Raw genomic sequence first — 22,444 nt, 5'->3', positions numbered from 1 at the left:
CACCGCGGCGGCCCGCCACCCCGGGCGCCGGTGCACCTGTCAGTGTGCGGTGCTTACCCCCAGCAGGTCCTGGCTGATGATCGCGGCCGTGCGGGCACCGGCGCCGGCCGCCACGATCAGCTGCTGGGGTCCGGGCGCCGCGACGTCCCCGGCGGCGTAGAGCCCCAGCACGCTGGTGCGCCCGTTGCGGTCGGTGAGCAACTGGGCGTGCTCGTCCCCGGCGACGTTCAGCCCGGTCAGGAACTCCACGGCGGGATGCCAGAGCGGCCGCACGAACCCGCCGGTGACCGGGATCCGGTCACCGCCAGACACCCGCACCGCGGCGAGCCGCCCCCGGTCGCCTTCGAGGTCGGTGATGCGGCGTCGTTCGACGCTGATGCCGCGCCCGCGCAGCACCCGTTCCTGGCCGGCGGAGACGGCGCCGGTCTCGTCGCTGAAGAGTGAGCCGTTGGTGAACACCGTCAGCGTGCGGGTCCACTGGGAGACCAGGAGCGCCCGGGCGAACAGGTCCTCGGTCTCGCCGATCAGCGCCAGCGGTTGATCACCCAGCTCGTAGCCGTCGCAGGCGGCGCAGCTGAACAGGCTCATGCCATAGAACCCGCGGATGTTGGGAACATCCGGAAGCGTCTCGCGCAGCCCGGTGGCCACGAGCACCGCGCGGCTGGCCACGGTTCGACCGGCACTTGACGGGCTTCCGAGCGTCACGGCGAACGGGTGCGAGTCGTCCTCCTCGGACAGCTCGCGGGTTCGCCGGACCGCGCGCACCGAGGTACGCCGCAAGATCTGGGCGCCTGGATAGCCCTCGACCTCTGCCCTGGCCAGCCGGCGCAGCTCGTGCGGAGGGACCCCGTCCCTGGTGAGGAAGCCGTGCGAGATCATGGTCGCCGCGTTCCGGGGCCGGTCGCTGTCGATGACGAGCACGGTGAGGCGGGCCCTGCTCAGGTTCAGCGCCGCCGAGAGGCCGGCAGGACCGGCGCCGATCACGACGCAGTCATAGCGGTCCTGGTCGTCGTGGTCCAGGGCCTCAGCCACCGAGTGCGCCCTGGCGAGGCAGCTCGGCGATGACCGGGTGGTCATAGCCGAGCACACCGGTTTTCGCGGCGCCGCCGGGGGAGCCGAGCTCGACGAAGAAGTCCACATTGGCCCGGTAGTAGTCGGACCAGGCTTCGGGCAGGTCGTCCTCGTAGTAGATGGCCTCCACCGGGCAGACCGGTTCGCAGGCGCCGCAGTCGACACACTCGTCGGGGTGGATGTACAGGGACCGTTCGCCCTCGTAGATGCAGTCGACCGGGCACTCGTCGACGCAGGCGCGATCCTTCACGTCCACGCAAGGCAGCGCGATGACATAGGTCACGAGGACACCAGCGAGACTTCGGCGGCGATCAGCACCTGCTCGTCGCGGGGCACGACCTTCACCCGTTCCCGGGTCAGCTCCGAGAGGTCGGCATCGCCGAGGGCCCGTTCGTGGGCGTCCAGGGCCAGCCAGCCGGGCCAGGTGGTGTAGCGGATGCCGCGCTCGCCGAGCAGTCGCAGGACGGCGTCCTGGGCGGGGTCGGCCGGTTCAGGCAGCAGTGCCAGGTCCTCGACCAGGTGGGTGATCGTCTCCAGTGCGTCGCCCTTGGTGTGGCCGATCAGCCCGACCGGGCCACGCTTGATCCAGCCCGTGGTGTAGAGCCCGGGCAGGGGCGTGCCGTGCTCGTCGATGACGCGGCCTTCGTCGCTGGTGATGACGCCGCGGGCGTCGTCGAAGGGCACATCGGGCAGCGCGCTGCCGCGGTAGCCGACCGCGCGGTAGACGGCCTGCAGCGGGTAATCGAGGATCTGCCCGGTGCCGCGCACGCCCCCGTCGCCGGTCGGCGTGGTGCGTTCGAAGCGCATCCCCTCGACTCTGTCGGTGCCGTAAACCTCTACCGGGCTGTGCAGGAAGTGCAGGTGCAACCGCCGGGACGCTCCGGTGGGCTCCCGGGTGAGCCAGCCGTTCAGGGTGCGGCTCATCACCTTGACCTGGTTGCTGGAAGCGGCCAGGCGGGCCTCGGAGTCGGCGTCCCTGGGGAAGTCCTCCTCGTAGACGATCACGTCGACGTCGGGGATATCGCCGAGTTCGCGCAGTTCTATCGGGGTGAACTTCACCTGGCCGGGACCGCGCCGGCCGAAGACGTGCACGTCGGTGACCGGCGAGCCCGCCAGGCCGGCGTGCACGTTGGCGGGGATGTCGGTGCTGAGCAGGTCGGCGGGGTGCTTGGCCAGCATCCGCGCCACGTCGAGGGCCACGTTGCCGTTGCCGATCACCGCGATGTCGGTGGCGTCCAGCGGCCAGTCCCGCGGCACATCCGGATGCCCGTCGAACCACGAGACGAAGTCGGCCGCTCCGTAGGATCCGGGCAGGGTGATGCCGGGGATCGGCAGGTCGGTGTCGCGGATCGCCCCGGTGGCGAAGATGACGGCGTGGTAGTGCCGGCGCAGGTCGGCCAGGCTCAGGTCGGTGCCGTAGCCCACGTTGCCGAGGAACCTGATGGTGCCGGCATCGAGCATCTCGTGCAGGGAGGTGACGATGCCCTTGATGCGGGGATGGTCGGGAGCCACGCCGTAGCGGATCAGGCCGTAGGGGGCGGGCAGGGTGTCGAACAGGTCGATGCCGACCTCACCGCCGGTCGCCCGCACGGCCGTGCCGAGGATGTTGCCGGCGTAGATGCCGGCGGGGCCGGCGCCGATGATGGCGACGCGCAGTGGCTGGGGCGCGGAGGGCGTCCGGGTCATGAGTGGCCTTTCGAAAGAGCGGGGTCGGACGTGCGTGACGGGGTGGGGTGAATCGGTGGGTCCTGGTTCGCCTACCGGCGCGCGCCGGGGGCGAGGCCACGGCGGCGCAGGAGCCGGCGCTCGAGCGGGGCGAAGGCGGTCAGTTCCACCAGAATGCCCACGGCTAGGATGACCAGGATGGTCGCGAGCACCGCGGAAAGGTCGGCGAGTTCCCGGCTCTGCTGCAGCATGGTGCCGAGCCCGAATCCGATCGAGCCGCCTACCACGATGATCTCCGCAGCCATCAGAGACCGCCAGGCGAAGGCCCACCCCTGTTTGAGCCCGGAGAAGTACCCGGGCAGGGCGGCCGGGAGCACGACCAGGGTGGCGAGTTCGATGCGGGAGGCGCCCAGCACGGTGCCGACCTTGCGCAGCTGCGGGGGAACCTGGTCGATGCCGGAGACCAGCCCGTTCGCGATCGACGGGACGGCGCCCATCAGCACCACGAAGTAGACGGTGGCGTCGGTCAGGCCGAACCAGATGATCGCGGCGGGCACCCAGGCCACGGACGGCAGCACCTGCAGACCGGACAGGAGCGGCCCGAGGGCACGCCGGAGCAGCCGCCACTCGGCCAGCAGCAGCCCGAGCGGGGTACCGATCGCGACGGCGATGAGGAAGCCGGCTCCGCCGCGGGACAGGCTGGTGAGAACCGCCTGCTGCAGTCGGCCGTCGTTCCACTGCTCGACAAGCGACCCGGCCACGTTCACCGGGCCCGGTGCCAGGTCGGGTCGGGGCTGGGCGATCACGGTGTAGAACTGCCAGGCCACGATCAGCGCCACCACCAGCAGGACCGGTGGCAGCACCCCGCCGAGAAACCGGCGCCAGCGGCCCTTCTCGGTCAAGGGCACGGTCTGGAGGGCGTCCAAACCCGATTCGAGGCGTCGGAGCTCGTCGTGATCACCGACGCTGCGGGGCGCGGCGGAAGAACTGTGCAGCTTGGTGTCAGGCAGCATTGCGGCGGATCTCCTCTCGTAGCTGGTCGGTGATCTCGATGGCCAGGCGGGACACCTCGGGGGACTCGATCCGCCGGGTCCCGGTGTCGTCGATGCGCCATTCGTTGGCGATGCGGCCCGGGCGAGAGGACATGAGCACCACCCGCTGGCCGAGCCGGGCTGCCTCGCGCACGTTGTGGGTGACGAAGATGATGGTCCGGCCGGTCTCCCGCCAGACCCGCTCCAGTTCCTCGTGCAGCAGGTCCCGGGTGATGGCGTCGAGGGCCGCGAAGGGTTCGTCCATCAGTAGGACCTTGCGGTCCTGGGCGAGGGCCCTGGCCAGGGCCACTCGCTGGCGCATGCCGCCGGAGAGCTCGTGCGGGCGTTTCTGGGCGGCATCGGCGAGGTTGACGAGGTCGAGCAGCTCCAGGGCCTGGGCGCGGCGCTGGGACCTGGGCACCCCCCGGAGCTTGAGAGCGAGTTCGACGTTGCGTCCGGCGGTCAGCCACGGGAAGAGCGCCGACTCCTGGAACATCACCGCCGCGCTGCCGCTGGTCACGGTGACTGTGCCCTCGGTCGGGTGTTCGAGACCGGCGATGATGGTGAGCAGGGTGGATTTGCCGCAGCCGGAGGCGCCGAGCAGGCAGAGGAACTCGCCGGGTGCCACGGTGAGGGTGATGTTGTCCAGAACGACAGGGCCGGTCGGTCCGAACCGTTTGCCGAGTGAGTCGATGCGGATCGCTGGAGTCACACCGAGAGGCTGCGTGGTCGGTGCCTGGGGCGTGTCGGTGAAGGTCTGCACGATTACTCGGTTCCGAGCCCGGCAGCGGCGACCGGTTGCCCGCCGGCCGCCGTGAGGACCCTGTTCAGCGGTGCCAGGTCGAAGAGCCCGTCCAGGCTCCCGGTTTTGGCGGTGCCGACGTCGACTCCGGCTTGCAGCAGCAGAGGGAAGGCCGCCGCGAGCGGGTCGGTCGTGAACGTCACGCCGGTGAGGGCGCGGGCGAGAACTGCGTCGGGCAGCGGCGTGCCGGTGTCCGCAACGAGGGTGCGGTTGATCGCGGCGGCGGCCTGGTCGGGGTTGGCGGTGAGCCAGTCGACGGATGCCGTGTGGCCGGCGACGAGAGCCTGCACGGTTTCCGGGTGCGCGGCCAGGAAATCGGCCCCCACCACCAGCACCGTGGTCGGGAACGCGCCGTCCGGCCAGAGCGAGGCCTCATCGACGAGGACGGTGGCACCGGCCTCGAGGATGAACCTGGACACCCAGGGTTCGGGGAGCCACGCGCCGTCGATCTTGCCGCTCTGGAAGAGGGTGAGGGCCTGGGCGTTGTCGGTCGGGGCGATATCCACGTCGCCGTCGCCGCCGGTGGTGCTTGTCGAGTAGCCCTGCTCGCCGAGCCAGGAGCGCAGCGCGACATCCTGCGTGTTGCCCAGCTGCGGGCTGGCGATCGTGGTTCCAGCCAGGTCGCTCGCGTCGGTGATTCCGGGTCGCACGACCAGCGCGGCCCCGCCGCTGGTGGCCCCGGCCACGATCCGAACCGACTGGCCGGCGCTCTGCACAAAACTGTTCACCGCGGGGTTGGGGCCCAGGTAGGCCGCGTCGATGGCCCCAGCGCTGAGGGCTTCGATGGCGGCGGGGCCGGCGCTGAAGACCTGGGTGGTCAGCGTGGTGTCGCCGAGCGCATCCGCCAGCAGCCCCTGATCCAGCCCGACCAGTGCCGGGGCGTGGGTGACGTTGTCGAAGTAGCCCAATCGGAGCTCGGCGGCCGGCCCGGCCGGTTCCGCGGCACTGCGGGAGACGGAGCATCCGCCCAGCAGCACTGGAATCAGGGCGGCGGCCAACAGGAGGCGGCCGGCCGGACGGGCGGTGCGGGCGCTCATGCCTGCCCTCCGGTTCCGGCAGCAGTCCCGGCAACCGTCCTGGCAGCCGTCACGATTCCGGCGGCCAGTGTCGCGCCATCCTGCGGCTGGATCACCAGGAACGCGCCGGCTCTTCGGTTCGCCGCGTAGGTTTCCACCGGGAGGGCGGCGGACAGCCGCACGGTGACCTGTCCGATGTCGTTGATCTCGAGCGCTGGAGCGACTTCGAGGTCCAGGGTGTCCAGGTTGAGCCGGCCGGTGATGGTTCCGACGATGGCCTGCACGGTGTGCGTGCCGAACTTGACCAGCACCCGGGCGCCGGGCTGCAGGGCCCGGAGGTCGAGCCAGAACAGGTCGGCGGCCAGCTCCTTCACGGGTTCGGGCATGGTGCCGGCCGTGCCGATGACGGCGCCGCGGGCGATGTCGAGGTCGTCGCGCAGCCGCAGGGCGACCGACTGCGGTGCCACGGCCTCGTCGAGTGCGATTCCGGCGAAGTCGATGCCGGTCACGACGGTGCTGGCGCCGCCGGGGGTCACCGTGACGGTGTCGCCCACCCGCACGGTCCCTGACGCCACCTGGCCGGCGTACGCCCGGTAGTCGCGGTAGTCCGCGGCATCTTCCGGCGCAACGGCGACGGCGCCCTGGGGGCGCAGCACGAGCTGCACCGGCAGCCTGAACGACTCCACGTTCGTGGCGACGTCGTCAGCGGCGGGCAGGGTCTCCAGCAGCTCGAGCAGGCTCGGGCCGTCGTACCAGGGCGTGTTCGGCGACCTCTCGACGACGTTGTCGCCCACGAGGGCCGAAACCGGGATGACGTGCACAGCGCCCAACCCCAGCTCGTCGGTGACCCGGCGCACGGCCGCGGCGACAGCGCCGAACGCGGCCTCGTCGTAATCCTGCAGATCGATCTTGTTCACCGCGATGACGATGTGGGGCACCCGCAGCAGTTTCACGACGGACAGGTGCCTGCGAGTCTGTTCGAGCACGCCCTTGCGCGCATCGATGAGCATGATGACGGCATCCGCCGTGGTGGCACCGGTGACCATGTTGCGGGTGTACTGAACGTGGCCGGGGCAATCGGCCAGGATGAACGAGCGCTGATCGGTGGCGAAGTACCGGTAGGCGACGTCGATGGTGATGCCCTGCTCGCGCTCGGCCCGGAGCCCGTCGGTGAGCAGCGCAAAATCGATGCCGCCGGCCGCGCCGCCGAAGCCGCGCTCGGTGGAGGTACGGGTGACGGTGTCGAGCTGGTCGGCGAGGATCGCCTTCGAATCGTGCAGCAGCCGGCCGACCAGGGTGGACTTGCCGTCGTCGACGGAACCGGCGGTCGCGAATCTGAAGAGGGTCCCCTCTGAACGTTCGAGCTGTACCTGAGTCATTAGAAATACCCGTCCTTCTTGCGATCTTCCATGGCGGCTTCTGAGATCCGGTCATCGGCGCGGGTCGCGCCGCGTTCGGTGATGGTGCTCACGGCGATTTCGCGTACGACGTCCTGCACGGATGCGGCGTCGGAGTCGACGGCGCCGGTGCAGCTCATGTCGCCCACGGTGCGGTACCTGACCGTGCGCGAGACGACGGTCTCATTGGCCAGCGGGGCGCTGACCGGGCCGACGGCGCGCCACATGCCGTCGCGACGGTAGACCTCGCGCTCGTGCGCGTAGTACAGCGCGGGCAGCCTGATGCCCTCCCGCTCGATGTAACGCCAGACGTTGAGCTCGGTCCAGTTGCTGATCGGGAACGCCCGTACGTGCTGGCCGACAGTGTGGCGGCCGTTGTAGAGGTTCCAGAGTTCGGGGCGCTGGTTGCGCGGGTCCCACTGGCCGAACTCGTCGCGGAGCGAGAGGATGCGCTCCTTCGCACGGGCCTTGTCCTCGTCGCGGCGGGCACCGCCGAAGACGGCGTCGTGGCGGCCGGCGGCGATCGCGTCGAGCAGCGGCAACGTCTGCAGGGGGTTGCGGGTGCCGTCGGCGCGTTCCGTCAGGCGGCCGTCGTCGATATAGTCCTGCACCCTGGCCACCTCGAGGCGGAGACCCAGACGGGCCACGGTCTCGTCACGGAACTCGAGGACCTCGGGAAAGTTGTGCCCGGTGTCCACGTGCAGGAGCGGGAACGGCACCTTCCCCGGCCAGAACGCCTTCGCGGCCAGGTGCAGCACGACCACCGAGTCCTTGCCGCCGGAGAACAGCAGCACGGGGCGTTCGAACTCGGCGACCACCTCACGGATGATGTGGATCGCCTCGCTCTCGAGCACGTCGAGCTGGCTCAACCCGGTGCTGTCGGTGGAAGCGGCGCGGTCGATGGCGCGGTCGATGGTGGGGGCGGGGAGAGCGTTCACAGGTGGAGTCCGCATTCTGTCTTCGCCAGGCTGGCCCAGCGTCCGGATCGGGGATCGTCGCCTTCGGCGACGGGTTTGGTGCACGGCGCGCAGCCGATGGAGGGGTAGCCCTGGGCCATCAGCGGATTGACCGGCACGTTGTGCGTGCCGGCGTAGTCCAGGATGTCCTCGAAGCTCCAGGCGGCGAGCGGATTGACCTTGACGAGGCCGTTGCGTTCGTCCCAGGCGATCAGCGGCGTGTTCGCCCGGGTGGGGGCCTCGTCGCGGCGTACGCCGGTGAACCAGACCTCGTAGCCACCGAGCACCCGGTGCAGGGGATCGACCTTGCGCAGCGCGCAGCACAGGTTCGGGTCCCTGGCGAACAGCTCGGAACCGTGCTCGGCGTCCTGCTCGGTCACCGTGCGCTCGGGCAGCACGTCGACGATGCGTACGGGCAGCAGCCTGGCTACGTCGCCCCGGGTGTCGTGGGTCTGGGCGAAGTGGTAGCCGGTGTCGAGGAAAAGCACGTCAACGCCGGGCAGTCGCCGGGACACGGTGTGGGGGAGCACGGCGTCGGCCATCGAGCAGGCGACCGCGGCGGCCTCCGCGCCGAAGTTGCGGGCCACCCAGGCGATGACCTCGTCGGCGGATGCCTCGTCCAGCTCGGCAGCGCCGGCCGCGGCCAGGGCGCGCAGCTCGTCGGGGGAGCGGCGGGTGCTCGTGGGAGTGCCGGTGCTGCTCATAACAGAGCCTCCTCGTTTGCGCGGTGCGCCCAGACCGCGAAGGTCTCGGTGTCACCCCTGTCGGCCAGGAAACGGAGGACGATGCGCTCCACATAGTCCGCGAGGTCGTCTGCGGTGACCTTGAGACCACGCACGGTGCGGCCGAGGCCGGCCTCATCGCGGCCGACGGAGGCCAGGCCCCCGCCGAGGTGCACCTGGAAACCGGGGACCTGGCCGCCGTTCCCGTCGGCGAGGAGCTGGCCTTTGAGGCCGATGTCGGCGGTCTGGATGCGGGCGCAGGAGTTGGGGCAGCCGTTCACGTGCAGGCTGATCGGTTGCGGCACGTCGATGCCGGCCAAGCGTTTCTCGAGTTCGAGAACGGCGTCGGTCGCGGTCTGCTTGGTCTCGACGATGGCGAGCTTGCAGAACTCGATGCCGGTGCAGGCGATGGTCGTACGGCGGAACAGGCTGGGGCGGGCGGCGAGGCCGAGCGTGTCGAGGGCGGTGATGAGCGGTTCGACGTCTTCTTCTCGGATGTCCAGAAGTACGAGTTTCTGGTGCGGCGTGGTGCGCAGCCGCCCGGAGCCGTGCTGCTCGAGGAGGTCGGCGAGTCGTGTGAGCATGGTGCCGGAGACCCGGCCGACAAACGGGGTGACACCGATGTAGAACCGGCCGTCGACCTGCTTGTGCACGCCGATGTGGTCACCGTGCTGGGTCGGCGTCGGGGCGGGCGGGCCGTCGGGCAGTGCCTCGAACAGATACTCGTCTTCAAGGACCTGACGGAATTTCTCCGGCCCCCAGTCCGCCAGCAGGAACTTCAACCTGGCCTTGTTGCGCAGGCGCCGGTATCCGTAGTCGCGGAAGATGGAGGCAACGCCGAGCCACACGTCGGCGACCTTCTCGGGTGAGACGAAGGCACCCAGGCGCTCGCCGAGCCGGGGGTTGGCCGAGAGGCCGCCACCCACCCAGAGGTCGTAACCGAGGCCGAGCTCCGGATGCCGCAGGGCGACGAAGCCGACGTCGTTGATCTCGTGCACAACATCCTGGCTCGGGTGCCCGGTCAGAGCGGTCTTGAACTTGCGGGGGAGGTTCGCGAGTTCGGGGACCCCGATGTACCGCGCCGTGATGTCGGCGATCGTGTCGGTCGGGTCGAGGAGTTCGTCGACGGCGATGCCGGCGACGGGGGAGCCGAGCACCACGCGCGGCACATCGCCGCAGGCTTCGGTGGTCTGCAGGCCGACGGCCTCGAGGCGGCGCCAGATTTCGGGAACGTCCTCGACCCGGATCCAGTGCAGCTGGATGTTCTGCCGGTCGGTGAGATCGGCGGTGTCCCGGGCGAATTCCTCGGAGATCTGACCGATGACCCGCAGCTGGCCGGTGCTGAGCTGGCCGCCGTCGATGCGCACCCGAAGCATGAAATAGGCGTCTTCGAGTTCGTGGGGTTCGAGGGTCGCGGTCTTTCCGCCGTCGATACCCGGCTTGCGCTGAGTGTAGAGGCCCCACCAACGGAACCGGCCGTGCAGGTCCGTGCTTTCGATGGAGTCGAACCCGTCTCGGGAATAGATCTTCTCGATCCGCTCGCGCACGTTCAGCCCGTTGTCTACTTGCTTCCAGGCCTCGTTGCCGTTGAGCGGCTCGGTGCCGTCGACTTTCCACTGGCCGTTCGGCCGGGAGGCGGGTCGCGGACGATGGCCGGCCTCGGTCTGCGGCTGGGTGGTCTGGCTCTGTGGCACTGAGGTCCTCCTCGTTGAACGCGGGCGCTGCTCCGCCAGGCTGCGCGGCGTGCTGGGAAATCTACCGAGCCTGCGCCGCAACGTCATGGCGAGGCGTCACAGCCGGTCACGCTCCGTAGCGGGGCGTCACGAAGACGCGGCCGACGCCCCGAGTGAATATGGTGTCGCGGTGGGCACTGGTGCCCGGCGTCGACGGCGGGGTCGGCAGCCGAGCCATAGGCTAGGGGCATGGCAGAACGCACCCCGTGGTCCCTCTCCGGCGCATTGCGCGGAGTGTTCGCGAAGAAAACCATCGACGCCGATACCTGGGATGACCTCGAGGACTCGTTGATCCAGGCCGATTTCGGCCCCGACATCACCGATGCGATCGTGGCAGAGCTGCGCGCCAAGGTGTCGCGGTACAACACCACGGACCCCAAGGACCTGCACCGGATGCTCCGCGAGGGCATCGAGGAGCGCCTGGCGAAGCTCGATCCCACGCTGAACCTCAGCGCCCGGCCTGCCGTGGTGCTCGTGGTCGGTGTCAACGGGGTGGGGAAGACCACCACTATCGGAAAATTCGCCAAGTTCCTGCGCGTCCACGACCGCAGCGTCCTGATCGGGGCCGCCGACACTTTCCGTGCCGCCGCGGTGGAGCAGCTCGCCACCTGGGCGGAACGGGCCGGCGCGGACATCGTGAAACCGCAGGCCCAGGGCCAGGACCCGGCATCCGTTGCCTTTCAGACCGTCGAACGTGCCGTCAGCACGGGTACCGAGATCGTGATCATCGACACCGCCGGCCGGTTGCAGACCAAGGGCGGGCTGATGGATGAGCTCACCAAGATCCGTCGGGTCATCGAGAAGCAGACCCCGATCTCCGAGGTGCTCCTGGTGCTGGATGCCACGACCGGCCAGAACGGTCTCGCGCAGGCGGAGGCATTCATCGAGCACGCCGGGGTGACCGGCCTCGTGCTGACCAAGCTCGACGGGTCGGCCAAGGGCGGTTTTGTCCTGGCCGTTCAGGAAAAAACAGGAATCCCCATCAAACTCGTCGGGCAGGGTGAGGGAATCAACGACCTCACCGGTTTCACCCCGCACGTTTTCGCACAAAAACTCGTCGGATAGGACGCCCCTCATGACCATCGAACATGACTTTTTCGGAATCCTCGGCAGCGACGACGACAGCGGCGAGGTGTACTGGTCCGATACCGCTGAGCTGGGTGACCAGAACGTCGAAATCGACGTGAGCTCACCCGACGAAGACTCGGTGTCGGTTGAGGCCCTCGATATCGTCGCGGCCATGATCAACGCCTTGGAAGACCTCGATTCGCAGGCTCGCGAATCACTCGTCGCCGACCTGAGCGCCGAGGTCTCGGTCACCAGCCAGTTCATCGTCGCGCAGTTCGAGGAGCTCGACGCCGAGGTGCTCGAGGACGCCCTGATCTGGGACTCCGGGGACAAGCAGATCGATTACCTGCGCTCTCTCCAGTTGCAGCGCATCGGGTTCCACCCGCATCACGTCGGCAACGACCAGCATTTCGCGGTGCTCGACTACTCGATCAGCCCGCACGAGACCGATGCCCTGCTCGTTGTGACCCTGGACGTACACGGCGACACCATCGTGATCGCCGCCGACAGCTGATATTCGGCCTCGTCACATACCAAAGGCCCCCGGAGCGATCCGGGGGCCTTTGATGTGTGCGGAGCGTGGCGATTCAGCCCAGGTGCATGGCCGACTCGGTGCCGAGCAGGTCCTCCGGCTTCGGGCGCACCATGAAGAACGCGACGGGGGCGGCCACCAACACGCCCACGGCGGCCCAGAAGAAGGCGGCCTGATAGCCGTCGACGAAGGCCTCCAGCTGGGCGACGGGGGTGCCGTCGCCGCCGGCCAGCGAGGCCGCAATGGCCGACGTGTAGAGCACTGTGAAGACCGCGGAGCCGATCGATCCGCCGATCTGCTGCACGGCGGTGACCGCGGCGCTGGCGGCGCCGGCGTCGTGGGCGTCGATGCCGGCCAGTGCCACGTTTTGCAGTGGCACAAAGATCATCGCCAGGCCCGCACCCATCAGAATGAGGCCGGGCAGCACCTCAACGAGATAGCTGCCGTCGACGGTGATGCGGGAGAGATAGAACAGCCCGGCGGCCACGATGACAGGTCCCACGGTCATCGGCACGCGAACGCCGATGCGGGGCAGGAACTTGGACAGCACAGTGGCGCCGACCATGATCGTCGCGGTCATCGGCAGGGAGGCCAGTCCGGATTCCAGCGGCGAGAAGCCCAGCACGATCTGCAGGTGGAAGGTGAGGAAGAGCAGGCCGCCCAGCAGCGCGGCGCCGGTGAGCGTGCCGGTGATGAACGCGCCTCCGCGCACCTTGTCGGCCAGGATCCGCAGCGGCAGCAGCGGGTGGTTGGACCGGCTCTCGACGAGCACGAAGAGGCCCAGGAGCACGACGCCCAGCGGGATGAAGACGAGGACCTGCCAGGCCGACCAGCCGTTCTCGGCCTGGGCGAATCCGAAGACCAGCGAACCGAGTCCGAGAGCAACCAGAATCGCGCCGGGCACGTCGTATCGGGTGTTGCCGTGGGCCTTGCTCTCCCGGATGATCGGGATGGCCGCGGCGATGGCGATGATCGCGATCGGCACGTTCACAAGCAGGCACCAGCGCCAGCTGGCGTACTCGGTGAGCACCCCGCCGAGCACCAGGCCCACCGCGGCGCCACCGCCGGCGATCGCACCGTAGACCGAGAAGGCCTTGATGCGGTCCTTGCCACCGGGGAAATTGACCGTGAGCAGGGCCAGCGAGGCCGGGGCCAGTAGCGCGGCGAACAGGCCCTGCAGGCCGCGGGCTGCCAGGAGTTCCCAGGTGCTCTGCGCCATGCCGCCGAGCGTGGAGGCGACCGCGAAGCCGGCCATGCCCACGATGAAGGAGCGCTTGCGGCCCCAGTAGTCGGCGATGCGGCCGCCGAGGAGCAGCAGCGCGCCGAAGACCAGGGCATAGAGGGTGACGACCCAGGTGCGGTCGCCGTCGCTCATGCCGAGGTCGCTCTGGGCGTGAGGGAGGGCGATGTTGACGATGGTGCCGTCGAGCACGACGGTCAGCTGGGCGAGGGCCACGATGGCCAGCAGCCACCACCGGCGGGGGTGGTGAGCGTGGGCTTCGGTAGAGGAGTCGGGCGATGGAGGGGTGGAAACCGGGGAAACGCCGGTCGCGCTCGATTGTGACATGCCGAGAACTATACCAAACGAACTAGTTCGTTTTGTTACACTGATGGCATGAAAAGAGTCGATTCACCGTCCGGGCTGCCGCCGAAGGAGCCAGCGCCCACACGTCAGCGCATCCTCGAGGCCGCGAGGGTGGAATTCGCCGCCTACGGGCTCGCCGGTGCCCGCATCGACCGAATCGCCCGCAACGCCTCGGCCAGTAAGGAGCGCCTCTACGCCTACTACCGGCACAAGGCGGACCTCTTCAGCGCGGTCCTGGAACTGAACCTGATCGAGTTTGCGAGCGCGGTGGAGCAGGGCGCAGGGGAGTCCCTGCCCGAGTTCGCGGGCGCACTCTACGACCACTCGGTCGCGCATCCGGAATACCTGCGGATGATCGACTGGGCCAATCTGGAGGGCCAGGACCTGATCAACCCGCCGCTGGCCCTCATCGAGGATTTCCACGCCGAGCGGGTCCGCGCGGTCATCGCACTGCAGGCGAGCGGAAGCGTCGACGCATCCTGGGACCCCGACCACCTCAACGCCCTCGTGTTCGGGATCGTCTCGTGCTGGATCCACGAGCCTGCCGCCGCCCTGGCCGCCGACCGGGCGCCGGACCCCGCCACCGTCGCCGCCCGTCGGGCCAGTGCGGTGCGCGCCGTCGAACGATTGATCGGTTAAACTAAGACCACAATGGCTACTTTTGGAAACCTCTCAGATCGCCTCGCCGAGACGTTTAAAAATCTCCGCACCAAGGGCAAGCTCAGCGCCGCGGATGTCGACGGCACCGTCCGCGAGATCCGGCGCGCCCTTCTCGACGCCGACGTGGCGCTTGAAGTGGTCAAGGACTTCACCGGCAAGGTGCGCGAACGCGCCCTCGGCGACGAGGTCAGCAAGGCGCTGAATCCGGCCCAGCAGGTCGTGCAGATCGTCAACGAGGAGCTCATCCAGATTCTCGGTGGCCAGCAGCGCCGCCTGGAATTCGCGAAGAAGCCGCCGACCATCATCATGCTCGCCGGTCTCCAGGGTGCGGGTAAGACCACCCTGGCCGGCAAGCTCGCCAAGTGGCTGGCAAAGGACGGCCACACACCGATCCTGGTCGCCGCCGACCTGCAGCGCCCCAACGCCGTCACCCAGCTCGAGGTCGTCGGCGCGCAGGCGGGTGTGCCCGTGTACGCCCCCGAGCCCGGCAACGGCGTCGGCAACCCGGTCAAGGTGGCCCGCGACGGCGTCAAGTTCGCTCAGCAGAAGCTGCACGACGTGGTCATCGTCGACACCGCAGGACGTCTCGGCGTCGACGCCGAGATGATGAAGCAGGCCGCGGACATCCGCAAGGCCATCGACCCCGACGAGGTGCTCTTCGTCATCGACGCCATGATCGGTCAGGACGCCGTGGCGACGGCCCGTGCATTCCAGGACGGCGTCGACTTCACCGGTGTCGTGCTGTCCAAGCTCGACGGCGACGCCCGCGGTGGTGCGGCACTGTCGGTGGCGTCGATCACCGGCCGACCGATCATGTTCGCATCCACGGGAGAGGGCCTGGAAGACTTCGAACCGTTCCACCCCGACCGCATGGCCAGCCGGATCCTCGACCTCGGTGACATCCTCACACTGATCGAGCAGGCTCAGGGTGCGTTCGACGAGGACGAAGCGCGCAAGATCGCGGAGAAGTTCTCCACCGACACCTTCACCCTCGACGACTTCCTCGGCCAGATGCAGCAGCTGCGCAACATGGGCTCGATCAAGAAGATGATGGGCATGCTGCCCGGCGCCGGCGCCATGAAGCAGCAGCTGGACAACTTCGACGAGCGCGAGATCGTGCGCACCGAAGCGATCATCCAGTCGATGACCAAGGCCGAGCGGGTCACACCCAAGCTCCTGAACGGTTCACGGCGCCTCCGCATCGCGCGCGGTTCCGGGTCGACCGTCACCGAGGTGAACCAGCTCGTGCAGCGGTTCGAACAGGCCGCCAAGATGATGAAGACCGTGGCCAAGGGCGGCATGCCCAACATCCCCGGCATGGGTCCGATCCCCGGCGGTATGGGCGGCAAGCGTCCCCAGGTGCAGCAGAAAAAGAAGGGCTCGAAGTCGGGCAACCCGGCCAAGCGTGCCGCGGAGAATGCGGCCATCGCCTCCGGTGAAAAGGTCGGCGGCGCTCCCGCCGCCGGCGGCTCAGGTTTCGGTCTGGGCGGCGGAGCCAAGGCCGGCGGACCGTCGGCCGAGGAGATGGCGGCACTGCAGAAGATGCTCGGCCGCTAAAGCGCCCGGATGTCGAATGCCGGCGTCGCCGAAATGGGCGTGGCCGGGGATTAGGATTTTGCAATGACCTCTCCCCAGCCCCGCCCCGTGCGCCTCGGCGTGCAGATCGCCCCGCAGCACGCCGACTACACGTCGATCCGGAACACCGTTGCGGCGGTCGAAGCCCTCGGCGTTGACGTCGCCTTCAACTGGGATCATTTCTTCCCGCTCTCCGGCGACCCGGAGGGGCTGCACTTCGAGTCCTGGACCCTGCTTGCCGCCTGGGCCGAACAGACCAGCGTCATCGAGATGGGCGCACTGGTCAACTGCAACAGCTACCGCAACGCCGACCTGCAGGCGGACATGGCCCGCACCATCGACCACATCAGCGGCGGCCGCTTCATCTTCGGCACCGGCTCGGGCTGGTTCGAACGCGACTATGACGAGTACGGCTACGACTTCGGCACCGTCGGCACCCGCCTGGACGCCCTCGCCGCAGACCTGCCTCGCATCGAGGCGCGCTGGGACAAGCTCAACCCGGCGCCGGTTCGCGACATCCCGGTACTCATCGGCGGTGCCGGTGAGAAGAAGACGCTGCGTATTGTGGCGCAGCACGCCGACATCTGGCACTCGTTCTCCACCCCAGAGGTCCTCACCCACAAACTCGGCGTCCTGGGCACCTGGTGCGACACCGTCGGGCGTGACATCAGTGAGATTGAAATCTCCACCGAACTGCGCGGCAAAACCACCGAGGAAGCCGACGAACTCTATGGACTCGGCACCACCCTGTTCACCCTCGGAATCTCCGGTCCCGCCTACGATCTCGCGCCCGTGGAGGACTGGCTCGCCTGGCGCGACAGCAAAAACGCCTGATGTAGTCCCGGTGAGGTGGCCTGTCCTCGTCGGGTCAGAAGTGACAACTTTCTATGCGCGAGGTCTAGGTGCTCAACTCACGGTTCGCGAAGGTGGTGCCGGCGGGAGCAGACCCTCGCGGAGCTCGCGGCTGAGGGCGGCGACCACGGCGGGGAGGTCACCGTTGTGTGTGGCCGCCACGGCCAGCTGACGCTGATAGCTGGCACCGTGGTCGAGGATCAGGTTCAACTGCAGCAACTCGGTCAGGCAGCCGAGGCGCTCGGCGGTGGGGGAGAGTACCTCGACGAGGCGGCGCACCTCGTCGGTGACCATCCGCTCGGTGCCGGTGGAGTTCACGATGATCTCGGCCGCCAGCCCGTACCGGGCCGCCCGCCACTTGTTCTCACGCACGAACCAGGGCTGCATGGTGGGCACCGGCCGGCCCTCGTCGATCTCCGTCGACATCCACTCGACCACACACTGAATGAACGCGGCGATCGCCCCGAGCTCTTCAACCGTCGATACTCCGTCGCAGGCGCGCACCTCGATGGTGCCCCAGCGCGGCGACGGGCGGATGTCCCAGCGCACTTCGGAGGCGTCCTCGATGATTCCGGTCACCGTGAGGTCGTTGACGTACTCCTCCCACGCGGGCCAGTCCTCGAGGCGCCAAGGCAGGCCGGCCGTCGGAAGCTGCTGGAACATCTGGGCGCGGTTGGAGGCGTAGCCCGTGTTGACCCCGGCCCAAAACGGGCTGGACGCGCTCAGCGCCTGCAGGTGCGGCACGAAGCTCAGCAGGCCGTTGAGGATCGGGATGACCTTGTCGCGGTCCTCGATGCCCACGTGCACGTGGATGCCCCAGATCATCATGTTGCGACCCCACCACTGGGTGCGGTCGATGAGCTTGTGGTACCGCTTCTTATCGGTGACCTGCTGGTCGAACCATTGCCCGAACGGATGTGAACCCGAACAGATCGGGTCGACGCCCAGAGGGTCGGTGATGGCACGTACCTCGGCGACCTGCCCGGCGACGTCGCCGACAGCGCCGGCCACCGTGTGGTGCACCCCGGAAACGAGCTCAACGGTGTTCAGGAGGAGCTCTCCGGTGATGTGCGGGTGTGGGGAGCCGTCCGGCCCCCTGAGAGCGTCGAGTACCTCGTCGGCGATCGACACGAGGTCTCCGGTCGCGCGGTCGACCAGGGCGAGTTCCCACTCGATCCCCACCGTCGACCGCTCGGAGCGAGCGAATTCGATTCCCACTCTTTCGATACCCACGGTGGTGCCCTTCGTGCTTCGAGGCCCCGATGCGGGGCGATGTGGCACAATCCTGACAGCTAAACGGTGCCGGCGCGGTTCGCCGCGCTACACGGGGTCACGGTGTCGGCCGGATTACCCGAAGTAACTCGGCGCACGATTATCACAAAGTGCTCGATGTCTGACACAATGATTAGTCGAGTTCCGTTATGCCCGACCCTCTAATCCGGCGTAACACGAACCTTATTGAGCTTGTGCCGAGTGTGCCCCCACGCTCACGGCTGTCAGTTCGCCAAACATCTAAATCACAGGAGAATTGTGGCTGTCAAAATCCGTCTGAAGCGCATGGGCAAGATCCGTGCACCGTACTACCGCATCGTTGTCGCCGACTCGCGCACCAAGCGCGACGGCCGCGTCATCGAAGAGATCGGCATCTACCACCCCACGCAGGAGCCTTCGGTCATCGAGGTCAAGTCCGAGCGTGCCCAGTACTGGCTCTCCGTCGGCGCCCAGCCGACCGAGCAGGTTGCGGCACTCCTCAAGCTGACCGGCGACTGGGGCATCTTCAAGGGCGACAAGAACGCCGTCTCCACCGTCAAGATGAAGGAGCCGAAGGCTCCCTTCGTCGCCGACGAGAAGAAGAAGCCGGTTCTGAAGCCCAAGGCTGACAAGCCCGCGGCCAAGGCCCCGACCGACGACGTTGCCGCCGAGGCAACCGAAGAGGACAAGGCGTAATTTTGCTCGCTCCCGCGCTTGAGCACCTCGTCAAGGGAATCGTTGATCACCCGGACGACGTGCACGTTGTAGCCCAGAACTCACCCCGTGGCGAGGTGCTCGAGGTTCGTGTGAACCCCGAGGACCTCGGCCGGGTGATCGGCCGCGCCGGTCGCACCGCCAAGGCGCTGCGCACTCTCGTGGCCGCTCTGGCCGATGGCAAGCGCGTGCGGGTCGACGTTGTCGATACCGACAACTGAGCGGGTAGTGACTAGCCCCTCATGAGCGACGACAGCACGACCCCGGCCACCCAACTGCGGGTGGGGCGCCTCACCAAGGCCCATGGCCTCAAGGGCGCCATCAAGCTGGAGCTGTTCACGGACGACCCGGGACGACGTTTCGTCCCGGGCGCCGTGTTCACGCTCCAGGTGCCGACCAGCTCACCCTGGCACGGCAAGACCATCGAACTCGTCGAGCTGCGCTGGTACAACCAGCACCCCGTCGGGTTCTTCAAGGGGGTCCCGGACCGCGAAGCCGCCGAGGCCCTGGCCAAGGCGATCCTTTGGATCGACCAGGACTCGGCCGAGCAGACCGACGAAGAAGACGCCTGGTACGACCACCAGCTGGTGGGACTCGCCGTCGTGCGCGACGGGGTGCAGATCGGCACGCTGACGCGCCTCGAGCACCTGCCGGCCCAAGATCTCCTGATCGTGAAGACCGCCAACGGCGAGGTGATGATCCCGTTCGTCAAGGCGATCGTTCCCTCGGTCGACGTCAAGGCCGGCGTCATCACGATCACTCCGCCCCCCGGACTGCTCGAAGAGCTGCCTGAGGAACCCGACACCGACGACTCGACGCCCGGAGACGCGGCGCCGGCAGCGGATGCGGAACCCGACTCAGATGAACCGGCAGCGACGCCGACTCCTGACGGTCAGGACGCATAGACGCGCCCTGATCCAGTTCACGGGAAGAGGCGCGCCGCGCCACACCTCCTTCACGTTCGTTGACATCGCGGCCGTTGAAGTGGAGTACCGTCGCATGTCCTACGTTAAACCGGATCACCTGATCGATCAGCTCGTTCATTCCGGAGTTGTCAAGACCAAACTCACCGCACGTCAGATGTTCGTGCGCGGCACGCTCTCCGGAGCGATCCTCGGCGCGGCCACGACCCTGGCACTGACCGCGGCGGCCCAGACCGGGCTGCCGATCGTCGGCGCCCTCGTGTTCCCCGTCGGGTTCGTTGTGATCCTGATGCTCGGCCTCGAACTGGTCACCGGCAGCTTTGCGATCATCCCGCTGGCGATCCTCGAGGGCCGCACCACCATCGCCAAGGGCCTGAAGAACTTCGCCGTCGTCATCCCGGCGCATATCTTCGGCGCCGGTCTCTACGCCGTCCTGTACGTGGGTGTCATCACCTACCTCGGGACGGACACCACCGACCCGATGATCCAAGCGATCATCAACATGGCCGAGCACAAGGTGCTGCCGTACGCGACGATCGGTGCCGGCGGCGTCCTGGTCGCCATCATCAAGGCCATGCTGTGCAACTGGATGGTGGCGCTGGGCACCATCATGTTCTACACATCCACCTCGGCCTCCGGCAAGATCCTGGGCATGTGGCTGCCTGTGCTCACCTTCTTCGGCCTCGGCCTCGAGCACGCCGTCGTGAACATGTTCGTCATCCCGGCGGGCATGCTGCTCGGCGCCGACATCAGCTTCGGCGACTGGTGGGGCTGGAACACCGGCCCGGTCCTGATCGGCAACTTCCTGGGCGCCGTGCTCTTCACCGCCCTGCCGCTGTACTTCTCTCACCGCACCAAGGTCAACCGCGCGGCGGCCCTCGAGGCCGACGACGATGGCGCGAGCGCGCCGGAGCTCACCGTCACCCACTCGTAGACTTGCCCCTATGCGCATCGACATCATCAGTATTTTTCCGGAGTTCTTCGGTGTGCTGGACATCTCCCTTCTCGGCCGCGCCCGCCAGGCCGGCCTGATCGACCTCGCCGTGCACAACCTGCGCGATTTCACCCACGACAGGCACAACACCGTCGACGACACCCCCTACGGCGGCGGCGCCGGCATGGTGATGAAGCCCGAACCCTGGGGTGAAGCGCTGGACAGCATCCTGCCGGCGATCGAGGACGCGGATGCCGGCGCGCCGGAGGGCGGCGCCGGCCCGGTGCTGATCTTCCCCTCGCCCGCCGGAGAACAGTTCACCCAGGCGATGGCCCGCGAACTCGCCCACGAGCCGCACCTGGTCTTCGGCTGCGGCCGCTACGAGGGCATCGACCAGCGCGTGGTCGACCACTTCGCCGGCCGAGGCCGGGTGCGCCTGGTGAGCCTGGGCGACTACGTGCTCAACGGGGGAGAGGTGGCCGTGATGGCCATGATCGAGGCCATCGGCCGGCTCATCCCCGGCGTGGTGGGCAACCCGGAAAGCCTGGTCGAGGAATCGCACGAGGACGGCCTGCTGGAGTACCCCAGCTACACCAAGCCCGCCAGCTGGCGTGGCCTGGAGGTGCCGCCGGTGCTGCTCAGCGGCAACCACGGCGCCATCGCGGCGTGGCGTCGGCAGCAGCAGATCGAGCGCACCCGGTTGGTGCGCCCCGACCTCCTGCCCGCCGACGACGCGGATGCCGCCCTTCAGCCTCCAGCGAACTCCAAGGCTCGGCGGGCACCCCGCGGGTAATCTGGGGACTGTGATTCTCCGCAGGGTCTTCTACTACTGGCAGTTCGTAGCCGTCGGCGCGCTTCCGCTCTGGCTGATGGTCGCCGCGTCAATTTTCGGATCCTCGGCCTGGGAGGTTCTCGGCGCCACCTTCGGTGCCATCGCCATCGGTTTCGGCCTCCTCGTCGTGAGCCTGCTCTTCCTGGCCCGCAAGGAGGTGCGTGCGGCCAAGGCGGTGTCCTGGGCGGATGTCGGGGTGCTGGCCCTCTGGCACGTACTGATCGTGCTGATGGGCGTGTTCTCGGTGACGGCGCCGTGGCTGTCCGTGCTGGTGGTCCTGGTCGGTCTCGGCGCCTTCTGGTTCGCGCTCTGGGAACTCTTCGACGCCGCTCGCACCCGGGTGCGCGAAGCCATGGTCTACATCGACGAGACCGCCAGGTTCGGTACCGTCCCGGCCGGGCCGAACCAGTTCCCGCCGATGACCGACCGGTCCGGCGTTCGTGCGGACAGGGTCCGGCAGGACCCGGCGCCCAGGACGCCCGCCGACCCGTCGGTGATCATCATCCGGGAGAAGCCGACCGACCCGTAACGACCGGCCCGCAAAAGGTGCCGTCGGCCGACGGTTTGGCGAGCGGCTGGTTTAGTGGCAGAATTAGCGTTTGTGCCGCGGCATGTCTCTGCCACAGGGGAGCTGCATTCATATCGGCACGCACACACTCAATTGGTCGCCACCAACTCACCTTCGGTGAGGGGGCGGGGCGCCACTGAAACGTCCTCGACCTGTGGCGGGTACAGAGAGCGAATAACATGCATATTCTCGACCAGGTGGACGCAGCATCGCTGCGTTCAGACATCCCGGAGTTCCGGGCCGGCGACACCGTCAAGGTACACGTCAACATCGTTGAAGGCGCGCGCTCGCGTGTCCAGGTCTACCAGGGCGTCGTTATCGGCCGTTCCGGCGAAGGCGTCCGCGAGACGTTCTGCGTCCGTAAGGTCAGCTTCCAGGTCGGCGTCGAGCGTACCTTCCCGGTGCACTCCCCGGTGATCGACCACATTGAGGTCGTCGTCCGCGGTGACGTGCGTCGCGCGAAGCTGTACTACCTGCGCGGTCTCCGTGGCAAGAAGGCCAAGATCAAGGAAAAGCGCGACTAAATAACAGCGCCTATCGCGATTCGCCAGGTCTAA

Annotated in this window: 24 protein-coding genes; 12 read left to right on the top strand and 12 right to left on the bottom strand. The window is 68.0% G+C overall.

The window, feature by feature from the left end; translation table 11 throughout:
- Positions 1-39: 39 nt before the first annotated feature.
- The 10 genes from C3B61_RS07140 to C3B61_RS07095 all read right to left on the bottom strand — a co-directional run bounded on the left by C3B61_RS07140 (position 40) and on the right by C3B61_RS07095 (position 10,441).
- Positions 40-1,032, bottom strand: coding sequence for an NAD(P)/FAD-dependent oxidoreductase (locus C3B61_RS07140; protein WP_244285861.1), 993 nt, complete (start codon positions 1,030-1,032; stop codon positions 40-42).
- Positions 1,025-1,354: a ferredoxin gene (gene fdxA, locus C3B61_RS07135; RefSeq protein ID WP_088456492.1), complete on the bottom strand. Its 330-nt coding sequence runs from the start codon at positions 1,352-1,354 to the stop codon at positions 1,025-1,027. The genes C3B61_RS07140 and fdxA overlap by 8 nt, the downstream gene beginning before the upstream one ends.
- Positions 1,351-2,757 (bottom strand): FAD-dependent oxidoreductase, encoded by a 1,407-nt coding sequence (locus C3B61_RS07130; RefSeq protein ID WP_103459997.1) that lies wholly within the window; start codon positions 2,755-2,757, stop codon positions 1,351-1,353. The genes fdxA and C3B61_RS07130 overlap by 4 nt, the downstream gene beginning before the upstream one ends.
- A 71-nt stretch (positions 2,758-2,828) precedes the next feature.
- The gene (locus tag C3B61_RS07125) at positions 2,829-3,749 is read right to left on the bottom strand and encodes an ABC transporter permease (RefSeq protein ID WP_103459996.1); all 921 of its coding nucleotides are present in this window, start codon (positions 3,747-3,749) and stop codon (positions 2,829-2,831) included.
- Positions 3,739-4,479 carry an ABC transporter ATP-binding protein gene (locus C3B61_RS07120; RefSeq protein WP_208858778.1) on the bottom strand — a complete coding sequence of 247 codons (741 nt, stop codon included), beginning with the start codon at positions 4,477-4,479 and terminating at the stop codon, positions 3,739-3,741. Before C3B61_RS07120 ends, C3B61_RS07125 begins: the two co-directional genes overlap by 11 nt.
- 53 nt (positions 4,480-4,532) lie before the next feature.
- Entirely contained in the window at positions 4,533-5,606 is a 1,074-nt protein-coding gene (locus tag C3B61_RS07115; protein WP_103459994.1) for an ABC transporter substrate-binding protein, read from the bottom strand.
- A complete protein-coding gene (locus C3B61_RS07110; RefSeq protein ID WP_103459993.1) occupies positions 5,603-6,964 on the bottom strand; it encodes a sulfate adenylyltransferase subunit 1 in 1,362 nt (453 codons plus the stop codon). Before C3B61_RS07110 ends, C3B61_RS07115 begins: the two co-directional genes overlap by 4 nt.
- Positions 6,964-7,935 (bottom strand): sulfate adenylyltransferase subunit CysD, encoded by a 972-nt coding sequence (cysD, locus tag C3B61_RS07105; protein WP_103459992.1) that lies wholly within the window; start codon positions 7,933-7,935, stop codon positions 6,964-6,966. The genes C3B61_RS07110 and cysD overlap by 1 nt, the downstream gene beginning before the upstream one ends.
- A complete protein-coding gene (locus C3B61_RS07100) occupies positions 7,917-8,642 on the bottom strand; it encodes a phosphoadenylyl-sulfate reductase (protein ID WP_103459991.1) in 726 nt (241 codons plus the stop codon). The genes cysD and C3B61_RS07100 overlap by 19 nt, the downstream gene beginning before the upstream one ends.
- The gene (locus C3B61_RS07095) at positions 8,639-10,441 is read right to left on the bottom strand and encodes a nitrite/sulfite reductase (RefSeq protein ID WP_103459990.1); all 1,803 of its coding nucleotides are present in this window, start codon (positions 10,439-10,441) and stop codon (positions 8,639-8,641) included. The genes C3B61_RS07100 and C3B61_RS07095 overlap by 4 nt, the downstream gene beginning before the upstream one ends.
- Before the next feature lie 141 nt (positions 10,442-10,582).
- On the opposite strand from C3B61_RS07095, the gene ftsY reads away from it, so the two are divergent.
- Both ftsY and C3B61_RS07085 read left to right on the top strand, forming a co-directional pair.
- The gene (gene ftsY / locus C3B61_RS07090; protein ID WP_103432061.1) at positions 10,583-11,458 is read left to right on the top strand and encodes a signal recognition particle-docking protein FtsY; all 876 of its coding nucleotides are present in this window, start codon (positions 10,583-10,585) and stop codon (positions 11,456-11,458) included.
- A 10-nt stretch (positions 11,459-11,468) separates the two neighbouring features.
- Positions 11,469-11,975, top strand: coding sequence for a DUF2004 domain-containing protein (locus C3B61_RS07085; protein WP_088456482.1), 507 nt, complete (start codon positions 11,469-11,471; stop codon positions 11,973-11,975).
- Positions 11,976-12,048: 73 nt separating this feature from the next.
- On the opposite strand, the gene C3B61_RS07080 is transcribed toward C3B61_RS07085, so the two are convergent.
- A complete protein-coding gene (locus C3B61_RS07080; RefSeq protein WP_103459989.1) occupies positions 12,049-13,560 on the bottom strand; it encodes an MFS transporter in 1,512 nt (503 codons plus the stop codon).
- A gap of 48 nt (positions 13,561-13,608) precedes the next feature.
- On the opposite strand from C3B61_RS07080, the gene C3B61_RS07075 reads away from it, so the two are divergent.
- The 3 genes from C3B61_RS07075 to C3B61_RS07065 all read left to right on the top strand — a co-directional run bounded on the left by C3B61_RS07075 (position 13,609) and on the right by C3B61_RS07065 (position 16,647).
- Positions 13,609-14,217 carry a TetR family transcriptional regulator gene (locus C3B61_RS07075; protein WP_103459988.1) on the top strand — a complete coding sequence of 203 codons (609 nt, stop codon included), beginning with the start codon at positions 13,609-13,611 and terminating at the stop codon, positions 14,215-14,217.
- Positions 14,218-14,229: 12 nt separating this feature from the next.
- Positions 14,230-15,795, top strand: coding sequence for a signal recognition particle protein (gene ffh, locus C3B61_RS07070; protein ID WP_103459987.1), 1,566 nt, complete (start codon positions 14,230-14,232; stop codon positions 15,793-15,795).
- 63 nt (positions 15,796-15,858) lie between these two features.
- Positions 15,859-16,647, top strand: coding sequence for an LLM class F420-dependent oxidoreductase (locus tag C3B61_RS07065; protein WP_103459986.1), 789 nt, complete (start codon positions 15,859-15,861; stop codon positions 16,645-16,647).
- A 72-nt stretch (positions 16,648-16,719) separates the two neighbouring features.
- Here the strand turns inward: C3B61_RS07065 and C3B61_RS07060 are convergent, their stop codons facing one another.
- The gene (locus tag C3B61_RS07060) at positions 16,720-17,883 is read right to left on the bottom strand and encodes a glutamate--cysteine ligase (RefSeq protein ID WP_103459985.1); all 1,164 of its coding nucleotides are present in this window, start codon (positions 17,881-17,883) and stop codon (positions 16,720-16,722) included.
- A 312-nt stretch (positions 17,884-18,195) separates the two neighbouring features.
- Here C3B61_RS07060 and rpsP point away from each other — a divergent pair, with 312 nt between their 5' ends.
- From rpsP to rplS, 7 genes are all read left to right on the top strand, one after another.
- Positions 18,196-18,612: a 30S ribosomal protein S16 gene (rpsP, locus tag C3B61_RS07055; RefSeq protein ID WP_103432055.1), complete on the top strand. Its 417-nt coding sequence runs from the start codon at positions 18,196-18,198 to the stop codon at positions 18,610-18,612.
- A 2-nt stretch (positions 18,613-18,614) separates the two neighbouring features.
- The gene (locus C3B61_RS07050) at positions 18,615-18,851 is read left to right on the top strand and encodes an RNA-binding protein (RefSeq protein WP_088456475.1); all 237 of its coding nucleotides are present in this window, start codon (positions 18,615-18,617) and stop codon (positions 18,849-18,851) included.
- A 21-nt stretch (positions 18,852-18,872) separates the two neighbouring features.
- Positions 18,873-19,535, top strand: a complete 663-nt coding sequence (rimM, locus tag C3B61_RS07045; protein WP_088456474.1) for a ribosome maturation factor RimM — start codon at positions 18,873-18,875, stop codon at positions 19,533-19,535.
- A 94-nt stretch (positions 19,536-19,629) separates the two neighbouring features.
- Entirely contained in the window at positions 19,630-20,487 is an 858-nt protein-coding gene (locus C3B61_RS07040) for a formate/nitrite transporter family protein (RefSeq protein ID WP_103459984.1), read from the top strand.
- Between the two features lie 10 nt (positions 20,488-20,497).
- Positions 20,498-21,280 carry a tRNA (guanosine(37)-N1)-methyltransferase TrmD gene (gene trmD / locus C3B61_RS07035; protein WP_103459983.1) on the top strand — a complete coding sequence of 261 codons (783 nt, stop codon included), beginning with the start codon at positions 20,498-20,500 and terminating at the stop codon, positions 21,278-21,280.
- A gap of 10 nt (positions 21,281-21,290) precedes the next feature.
- Positions 21,291-21,848 carry an MFS transporter gene (locus C3B61_RS07030; protein ID WP_103459982.1) on the top strand — a complete coding sequence of 186 codons (558 nt, stop codon included), beginning with the start codon at positions 21,291-21,293 and terminating at the stop codon, positions 21,846-21,848.
- 218 nt (positions 21,849-22,066) lie between these two features.
- Complete coding sequence (gene rplS / locus C3B61_RS07025) at positions 22,067-22,411, top strand: 50S ribosomal protein L19 (protein WP_088456470.1); 345 nt, start codon at positions 22,067-22,069, stop codon at positions 22,409-22,411.
- Positions 22,412-22,444 lie beyond the last annotated feature (33 nt).

Origin of the sequence: Cryobacterium zongtaii (assembly GCF_002909375.1) — a bacterium.
Lineage (GTDB): Bacteria > Actinomycetota > Actinomycetes > Actinomycetales > Microbacteriaceae > Cryobacterium > Cryobacterium zongtaii.
The sequence above is the reverse complement of the archived record's forward strand: the minus strand, read 5'-3'. Positions and strand labels throughout refer to the sequence as shown.